Annotated in this window: 7 protein-coding genes; 1 reads left to right on the forward strand and 6 read right to left on the reverse strand. The window is 67.6% G+C overall.

Annotation, left to right across the window (positions count from 1 at the left end):
- Positions 1–944 (reverse strand): ABC transporter substrate-binding protein (locus ISS20_RS21750; protein WP_291439485.1); only part of this gene is annotated, 944 nt, incomplete at its 3' end.
- 134 nt (positions 945–1,078) lie between these two features.
- On the opposite strand from ISS20_RS21750, the gene ISS20_RS21755 reads away from it, so the two are divergent.
- The gene (locus ISS20_RS21755) at positions 1,079–3,202 is read left to right on the forward strand and encodes a molybdopterin oxidoreductase family protein (RefSeq protein WP_291439487.1); all 2,124 of its coding nucleotides are present in this window, start codon (positions 1,079–1,081) and stop codon (positions 3,200–3,202) included.
- A 147-nt stretch (positions 3,203–3,349) separates the two neighbouring features.
- On the opposite strand, the gene ISS20_RS21760 is transcribed toward ISS20_RS21755, so the two are convergent.
- From ISS20_RS21760 to ISS20_RS21780, 5 genes are all read right to left on the reverse strand, one after another.
- On the reverse strand, positions 3,350–4,030 hold the full coding sequence (locus ISS20_RS21760) for a type 1 glutamine amidotransferase domain-containing protein (protein ID WP_291439488.1): 681 nt from the start codon (positions 4,028–4,030) through the stop codon (positions 3,350–3,352).
- A gap of 129 nt (positions 4,031–4,159) precedes the next feature.
- On the reverse strand, positions 4,160–5,251 hold the full coding sequence (locus tag ISS20_RS21765) for a hypothetical protein (RefSeq protein ID WP_291439490.1): 1,092 nt from the start codon (positions 5,249–5,251) through the stop codon (positions 4,160–4,162).
- Between the two features lie 173 nt (positions 5,252–5,424).
- Positions 5,425–6,588: an iron-containing alcohol dehydrogenase gene (locus tag ISS20_RS21770; protein WP_291439492.1), complete on the reverse strand. Its 1,164-nt coding sequence runs from the start codon at positions 6,586–6,588 to the stop codon at positions 5,425–5,427.
- 122 nt (positions 6,589–6,710) lie between these two features.
- Positions 6,711–7,436, reverse strand: a complete 726-nt coding sequence (locus tag ISS20_RS21775; protein WP_291439494.1) for an alpha/beta fold hydrolase — start codon at positions 7,434–7,436, stop codon at positions 6,711–6,713.
- 199 nt (positions 7,437–7,635) lie between these two features.
- On the reverse strand, positions 7,636–8,028 hold a 393-nt coding region (locus tag ISS20_RS21780), incomplete at its 5' end, for a LysR substrate-binding domain-containing protein (RefSeq protein ID WP_291439495.1).

Consider the following 8,028-nt stretch of genomic DNA (forward strand, 5'->3'; position numbering starts at 1 on the left):
TAGCCTTCCATGCTGGAGTAGTTGGGCTGCACCTTGTCGCCGCCCTTCTTGATGGTCTCCAGAAACTCGCGCGTGATCTGGCGTGAGGGCTGGTAGGGCGAGGGCACCACCTGCGACACCACCACACCCGCACCGTCCTTGCCCAGTTCGTCGGCCAGCGCCTGCGTGCCCACAAACGACACGTTGTAGAACGTACCGCCAAAGCCCGCCTTGCGCGCAGCGCGCACAAAAGCGGCGGCCGACGCGTAGGCCGTGATCTGCACCACCGCATCGGGCGTGGCGGGCACCAGCTTGTCCACGGCCGCTTTCACATCGGTGGAATTGCGCTCTACCGTGGCCGTCGCCACAGGGGTCAGCTTCAGCTCGGCCAGCGCACGGGTCACACCGTCGAGCCCTGCCTTGCCATAAGCATCGTTCTGGTAGAACACCGCAATCTTCTTGAGCCCCAGATTGGTGAGCTGGCGCACGATGAGCGCGGTTTCGTCGTAATAGGACGCACGCACATGAAAGATCAGCCGGTTGAACGGCTGGCGCAGCGCCTCGGCCCCCGTGAAGGGGCCAAAAAACGGCACCTTCTCCTTGGTGAACAAGGGCAGCGCGGCCAGGCTGGTGGGCGTGCCGATGTAGCCAAACAGGGCAAACACCTCGTCGGCAATCAGCTTGCGGGTGTTCTCGGCGCAGCGCTCGGGCTCATAGCCGTCGTCCATGGTGCGGATCTCCACCATGCGCTTGCCCACGCCGCCCTGGGCGTTGAGCTGGTCAAAAAAGAGCTTGGCACCCTGGTTGAACTGCACGCCCAGCTGGGCGGCAGGCCCGGTGAAGGCGGCGGACTGCCCCAGCACGATACGGCCTTCGCCCTGGGCCCGTGCCAGGCCAAAACCACCGATCGCCGCTGCCCCCAAGCCAACCGAAAACTGCCTGCGCCCCAATACTGCGTGGTTCATGGTGAAATCTCTGCTCTTGTATGAAGTGGAGGGCATGCCCCTCTGCGCTGCCGGTAGGCAGCCTCCTTGGAACTGCGGCAACTTATGCATGCCCGTTCCAACCCTGATTGCCAGTTTAACGATCAAGTCCCCGAATGCCCACGCCTTCTGCCGCAAATACCCCTCCATCTGTGCCGATTCAGGTGCGTGGAGCCTGCCCGCACGATTGTCCTGATACCTGCGCCCTGCTGACCACCGTGGACGAGCACGGCGTGGCCACCCGCGTGCAAGGCAACCCCGACCACCGCCATACCGATGGCGTGCTGTGCGCCAAGGTGAGCAAGTACACCGAACGCAGCTACCACCCCGAGCGTGTGCTCACCCCGCTCAAGCGCACGGGCCCCAAGGGCAGCGGGCAGTTCACCCCGGTCAGCTGGGACGAAGCCCTGGCTGACATCGCGCAGCGCCTGCAATCCATCGCCGCCCGCGCGCCCGAGGCCATCCTGCCCTACAGCTACGCGGGCACCATGGGCATGGTGCAGGGCGAAAGCATGGACCGGCGCTTCTTCCACCAGCTGGGCGCCTCGCAGCTGGACCGCACCATCTGCGCATCTGCCGGGGCCGAGGCGCTGGTGCAGACATTGGGCGGCAAGGTGGGCATGAAGGTGGAGTTTTTTGCCGCGTCGCAGCTCATCGTCATCTGGGGCAGCAACTCCATTGGCAGCAACCTCCACTTCTGGCGCTACGCCCAGCAGGCCAAGCGCAATGGCGCACGGCTGGTGTGCATTGACCCCCGCAAGAGCGAGACGGCCGACAAGTGCCACGAGCACATTGCCCTGCGCCCCGGCACCGACGCCGCACTGGCCCTGGCGCTGATGCACGAGCTGATCGTGAACGACTGGCTGGACCGCGACTACATCGCCCGCCACACGCTGGGCTGGGAGCCATTGCGCGAGCGCGCCCTGCAATGGCCGCCCGAGCGCGCGGCCGAGGTGTGCGGCATTCCGGTGGAGCAGATCCGCCAGCTGGCCAAGGACTACGGCACGACGAAGCCCGCCGCCATACGCCTGAACTACGGCATGCAGCGTGTGCGCGGCGGCGGCAATGCGGTGCGCGCCGTGGCCTGCCTGCCTGCGCTCACGGGCGCCTGGCGCCACCGCGCTGGGGGCATGCTGCTGTCGAGCTCGGGGCAGTTTCCGGCCCAGCGTGCGGTGTTGCAGCGGCCCGACCTGATGCCCGCTGGCAAGACGCCTCGCACCATCAACATGTCCACCATCGGCGACGACCTGCTGCGCGAGGCATCGCCCGCCTTCGGCCCGAAGGTGGAGGCCATCGTGGTCTACAACAGCAACCCCGTGGCCGTAGCGCCCGACTCGGGCAAGGTGGTGCAAGGCTTTGCGCGCGAGGATTTGTTCACCGTGGTGCTGGAGCATTTCCGCACCGACACGGCCGACTACGCGGACTACATCCTGCCCGCGACCACGCAGCTGGAGCACTGGGACGTGCACCTGAGCTACGGGCACACCGACGTGCTGCTCAACCGCCCCGCGATCGCACCGCAGGGCCAGGCCCGCAGCAACGCCCAGATCTTCCGCGACCTGGCGGTGCGCATGGGCTTCACCGATCCCTGTTTTGCAGACAGCGACGAGGTCCTGTGCCGCCAGGCGTTTGGCGATGCCGTGGACTACGCGCTGCTCGAAACACAAGGTTTTGTCACGCTGGCGCTGCCCGATGCGCCGTTCGCCGAAGGCAACTTCCCATCACCCTCTGGAAAGTGCGAGTTCTACAGCGCCCGCCTGGCCGCGCAGGGCCTGGACGGCCTGCCCGACCACCTGCCCAACTACGAACTCGCCGGCACAGATAGCCGCTACCCGCTGGCGATGATCTCGCCGCCCGCGCGCAACTTCTTGAACTCCACCTTCGTGAACGTGCAGAGCCTGCGCAACATCGAGGGCCGCCCCGTGCTGGAGATCCACCCCGACGATGCCGAAGCACGCGGCATTGCCAACGACGCCGTGGTGCGCGTGTTCAACGACCGGGGCAGCTACCTGTGCCACGCCACCGTGTCGCGCCGCGCACGGCCCGGCGTGGTCAACGGCCTGGGCATCTGGTGGCGCAAGCTGGGGCTGAACGGCACCAACGTGAACGAGGTCACCAGCCAGGCCCTGACCGACCTGGGCCGGGCGCCGACGTTTTATGACTGCCTGGTGGAGGTGGCCGCAGACAGCACGCCAGGCAACGGGGTCGCCGCAGAGGCCCGCGCAGACACCCCGGTCTGACCTTGGCGAAGGCAGCTCGAATCGCTACTAATTTTATAGCTGCCAGCGCAATATCCACTAGCGCCTGCGGCCATTTTTCCCACAATTCATCCCTGCACCCCCTTCCGCGCAGGCCCCGCCAATGGGCAAGGGCCGTGCGTTGTGGAGTCACCCCAACAGCTGGAGCAGCGCATGGGCGCCCTGCTCGGACGAGGCAGGGTTCTGCCCTGTGATCAGCGTGCCGTCGGTCAGCACATAGGGCGCCCAGTCGGGGCCTTTGGAATACACGCCGCCATTGGCCTTGAGCATGTCTTCCACCAGGAACGGCACGATCTGGGTCAGCTGCACCGCGTCTTCTTCGCTGTTGGTAAACCCCGTGACCTTCTTGCCCTTGACCAGCGGCGACCCGTCGGGCGCCTTGGTGTGCCGCAGCACGCCGGGTGCGTGGCACACCAGCGCCAGCGGCTTGCCGGCCGCAAAGGTCTTTTCTATGAGGGCAATGGACTGCGCGTCTTCCGCCAGGTCCCAGAGCGGGCCGTGGCCGCCGGGGTAGAACACGGCATCAAAGTCCTCGGCCTTCACGCTGGACAGCACCGCCGTGTTGGCCAGCTGCTGTTGCGCGGCGGGGTCGGACTTGAAGCGGCGCGTGGCATCAGTCTGGGCGCTTTCATCATCGCTTTTGGGGTCCAGCGGCGGCTGGCCGCCCTGGGGGGATGCGAGCGTGATCTGCGCACCCGCGTCCTTGAACACGTAATACGGGGCGGCAAACTCTTCCAGCCAGAAGCCGGTCTTCTTGCCGGTGTCGCCCAATTGATCGTGGGACGTTAGAACCATGAGGATGTGTGCCATGGGGATCGCTTTCGTTGGTCTGAAAAACAGAAAACACCACCCTAACAGCCATCACGCCTGTCGCACCACCGCACGTGCGAGTTTGCGGCATTGGCTTACAGTGCCGCCCTCATCAGCCCCCATAGGCCCTCAGCGCAACTGACGCGCCAAGAACTCCGCCACCTCATTCTCCAGCGTGGCGTGGTAGGCCACCCGGTCAAAGCCCTCCGGGTTGGCAGCCGCGTCTCCGGCGTCTGACGCCAGCGGCCAGACGGACTGGGCCATGAAGGCGAAGTGGCCTGCGCCCGGCACGGTGCTCGCCTGTGCGGACGGCAAATTGGCCGCCACATAGCCGCCGTGGTACTTGCCCGTGAGCACGGCATCGCGCTCAGCAACCATCAGCCGCACCGGCACGCCGATGGCCTTCAGGCTTTCGGGGGTGAACACCACCGCCATGGGCGCCATGGCCACCACGGCGCGGATGCGGGGGTCTGCCACCGAGACCAGAGGGCCATCGAGCGCTGCGGCACCGGCCTGTGTGGGTGCCGCTGGGGCGGCCGCAGGTGCCTCTTGGATAGTATGGGCGGTCTGGCCACGGGCGGGGAGCTTGCCCAGGCTGCAAAAGCCGGGATCGTCCGACACGCTGCGGCAATGCTGTGCTGCACGGGCAGGTTCGGCCTGTGCGCCGGCCAGTGCCAGCACGGTGTAGCCACCCGCCGAATGCCCCACGGCGCCAATGCGCCCAGCCGGAATGCGGGGGCCCCATTCGGGGCTGGCCAGCAGGGCATCCAGCACGCGGCTCACCTGGCGGGGGCGCTCGCTGAAGTAGCGGCCCGAGGTGATCATCGACCGATCTTCCCAGTTGTCGCCCGGGTGGCGCAGCGCTGCCACCAGATAGCCGTCGGCCGCCAGGCGCGTGGTCAGGTTGTGGTGGCCCAGTTCATGGCCGCCCGTGCCGTGCGAGATGAGGATCAGGCCCTTGAGGGGCGCGGCCGCCACCGGGGCACCCGGCGTGACCACGGGCCGCCAGGGGCCCATGGGCAGGGTGCGAGCCACGGCGGGCGTGGGGTAGTACAACGCCACGGTCACGGGCTCTGCGCCGGGGACGACCAGGGTGCGCAGGCCCGCATACTGCGCCGATGCGGGGCTTGTCCAGGCCAGCAGTGCCACGAGAGCTGCCAGCAGCGGTACGCGGGCCATGCGCCATGCAAAGCGGTGGGCCAGGATGGGGAGAAGAGTCACAGTGCGCCTTTCGTCAAATGCCGCCCGGAGAGGCGGCTTGACGGCACTGTAGGCGGCGCAAGTGGCGGGCTCCAGCACCCTGCGACGAAACGCCGCTGCACGGCGCGAATTGCAGCGCAGGAGGGGCGAGCAGGAGGAGCAAGTACATGCCCGCCCTCCCCGCCCGCGACGGGTTACAGCGCGGCTTCGAGGATGCGACGGCTCACGGCGGGGGTGATCTCGCGCTGTTCGCCCAGCGTCACCATGCCGTGCGCTTCAAGCTGCGCGACCACGGTGTCCACCACCTCGCTGCCCAGCCCGTAGCCCGACAGGCGCGTGGCGATGCCCATGCTTTCAAAGAAGTCGCGCGTGCGCTCGATGGCTGCGGTGATGCGTTCGTCGTCGGTGCCGGTGGTGATGCCCCACACACGCTCGCCGTACTGCAGCAGCTTGGCACGCTTGGGGCCCCGGCGCTCGTGCAGCAGCGCCGGCAGCACGATGGCCAGCGTGCGCGCGTGGTCGATGCCGTGCAGCGCGGTCAGCTCATGCCCGATCATGTGGGTGGCCCAGTCCTGCGGCACACCCGCTCCGATCAGGCCGTTGAGCGCCATGGTGGCCGTCCACATGAGATTGGCGCGGTCGTCGTACACGGGCTCAGGCGCCGTCAGCAGGCGGGGGCCCACCTCGATCAGGGTCTGCAGGATGCCTTCTGCAAAGCGGTCCTGCACCGGTGCGTTGACCGGGTAGGTCAGGTACTGCTCCACCGTGTGCACAAACGCATCCACCACGCCATTGGCCAGTTGCTGGGGCGGCAGGGTGTAGGTCTTGGTGGGGTCGAGCACCGAGAACACCGGGTAGGTGTGCACGCTGCCAAAGGCCAGCTTGGCGCCCTTGGCGCGGTGGGTGATGACGCCGCCGTTGTTCATCTCCGAGCCCGTGGCGGGCAGCGTCAGCACGGAGCCAAACGGCATGGCGCCCTTGACGTTGCGGCCGTGCTTTTCGAGGATGGCCCAGGGGTCATCGCCTTCAAAACGGACGGCGGCGGCGATGAACTTGGTGGCGTCGATCACCGAGCCGCCGCCCACGGCCAGCAGAAAGTCGAACCCGCCTTCGCGGATCTGCGCCACGGCCTTCATGGAGGTTTCGTAGCTTGGGTTGGGCTCGATGCCGCTGAAGGTGGCGTGCTGGCGTTCGCCCAGCGCGGTGCGCACTTCGGCCAGGGTGCCGGTCTTTTCGGCGCTGGCGCCGCCCACCAGGATCAGCACCTTGGCCGCAGCGGGCACGAGCTTGGCCAGGTCTGCGATACGCCCTTGTCCAAAAACGATGTGGGTGGGGTTGTGGAAGTCGAAATTCAGCATCGGGGTCTTTCTAGGGAAGGCCGGCGCATGCGCCGTCGGGGGACGCATTGTGCGGCGCACCGGCGCCCCGGCGGCGTCGCGCGGGCGATAGCCCTGCCACCGCCGCGTTCATACCGTGCCCTTCAGCGAAAACCGGCGATCTGGTGCACGGTGTCCGCCAGCCGCTGGGGTTGCGAAAAATACGCCGAGTGGCTGGCGTCGATGGACGACACCGTTGCGCAGGGCGAGGCCGCGATCATCTTGCGCTGCAGGTCGATGGTCACGGCCCGGTCCTGCGTCAGCTCGATGTAGTGCCGTGGCACGCTGCCATAGCGCGGCGCCGTCAGCGCAAGCCGCGTGAGTGCGGGCAGCGAAGGCTCGGGGGTGAGCAGCGTCTGGGCCAGCGCCACGTCGGCTTCCGAGCAATCGGCATACAGCGCGGGGCGGTACGCCTCGGGCGCCAGGTGGTCGGTCAAGGTGCTGCGGCTGACATGGATGTGGCGCGCCACCAGCGAGGCCTTGTCCTGCCGGAAGAAGTCCGTCACCCGCTCGCCGTGGCGCAGCATGTAAGCCGCCAGGTAGGTCACGCCCACCAGCTTGTGGGGCCGCAGCTCGGCCACGGTGGACGCCACAATGCCGCCCCGGCTGTGCGCCACGACAAGCGCTGGACCATCCAGCGCATCGAGTACCCGGCATACATGCGCCGCCATGGCCGAGAGCGTGGTGCGCCCGCGTGCCAGCCGCCAGTGGCGGCCATGGGCGGGCAGGTCAGGCACATGCACCTGGTGCCCCCGGGCCTGCAGCAGCGGAACCACTTTGTGCCAGCACCAGGCGCCGTGCCAGCTGCCGTGCAAAAGAACGATATTCATGAAGATGCCTTTGGGTGTTGGGGAGAAGTGCCGGGCGCCAGATGCGCCACCAGCCGGGCGAGCGATGGCAGGGCGCCCCACTCCAGCCAAAGCGTAAAACCGCTCCGCCCCGGGCACTCGCTGAATCCGGACCACCGATTGGCGGCCGGTGGTGCGCCTCACACCCTTCCCTCTGCCCCCTGCCAGCTACCGACCAAAGTCAGGAGGCGACCCCTTGCTGCCGCAGCGCCTCTAACCGCGCGGCCACGAAGTCGCGCAGCGCACGCACCAGCGGTGTGAGCTGCCTGCGGCTGGGGGCCACCAAAAACAGCGGGACCGCCTCGGTGGTCCAGTCGGTGCACAGTGGCACCAGACGGCCTGCGGCCAGGTCGTGCGCCACGTCAAAGTACGACTTGTAGGCAATGCCGCGCCCCAGCACCGCCCAGCGGCGCACGGCATCGCCGTCGTTGGCCACGTTGTGGCTGCGTACGCGTACCTGCGCCTCCTGGCCCGCCGCGTCCCAGAACCGCCAGCGGTCGTGCACGTCCTCGCCCAGCATGAAGCACAGGCAGTCATGGTCAACCAGCGCATGGGGGGTAGGGGGCGCGCCGTG

The organism is Acidovorax sp. (genome assembly GCF_016783915.1).
GTDB lineage: Bacteria > Pseudomonadota > Gammaproteobacteria > Burkholderiales > Burkholderiaceae_C > Acidovorax.

Coding starts and splice junctions, on each gene's coding strand:
- ISS20_RS21755 (WP_291439487.1), top strand. CDS start 1,079: ATGCCCACGCCTTCTGCCGCAAATACCCCTCCATCTGTGCCGATTCAG.
- ISS20_RS21760 (WP_291439488.1), bottom strand. CDS start 4,030: ATGGCACACATCCTCATGGTTCTAACGTCCCACGATCAATTGGGCGAC.
- ISS20_RS21770 (WP_291439492.1), bottom strand. CDS start 6,588: ATGCTGAATTTCGACTTCCACAACCCCACCCACATCGTTTTTGGACAA.
- ISS20_RS21775 (WP_291439494.1), bottom strand. CDS start 7,436: ATGAATATCGTTCTTTTGCACGGCAGCTGGCACGGCGCCTGGTGCTGG.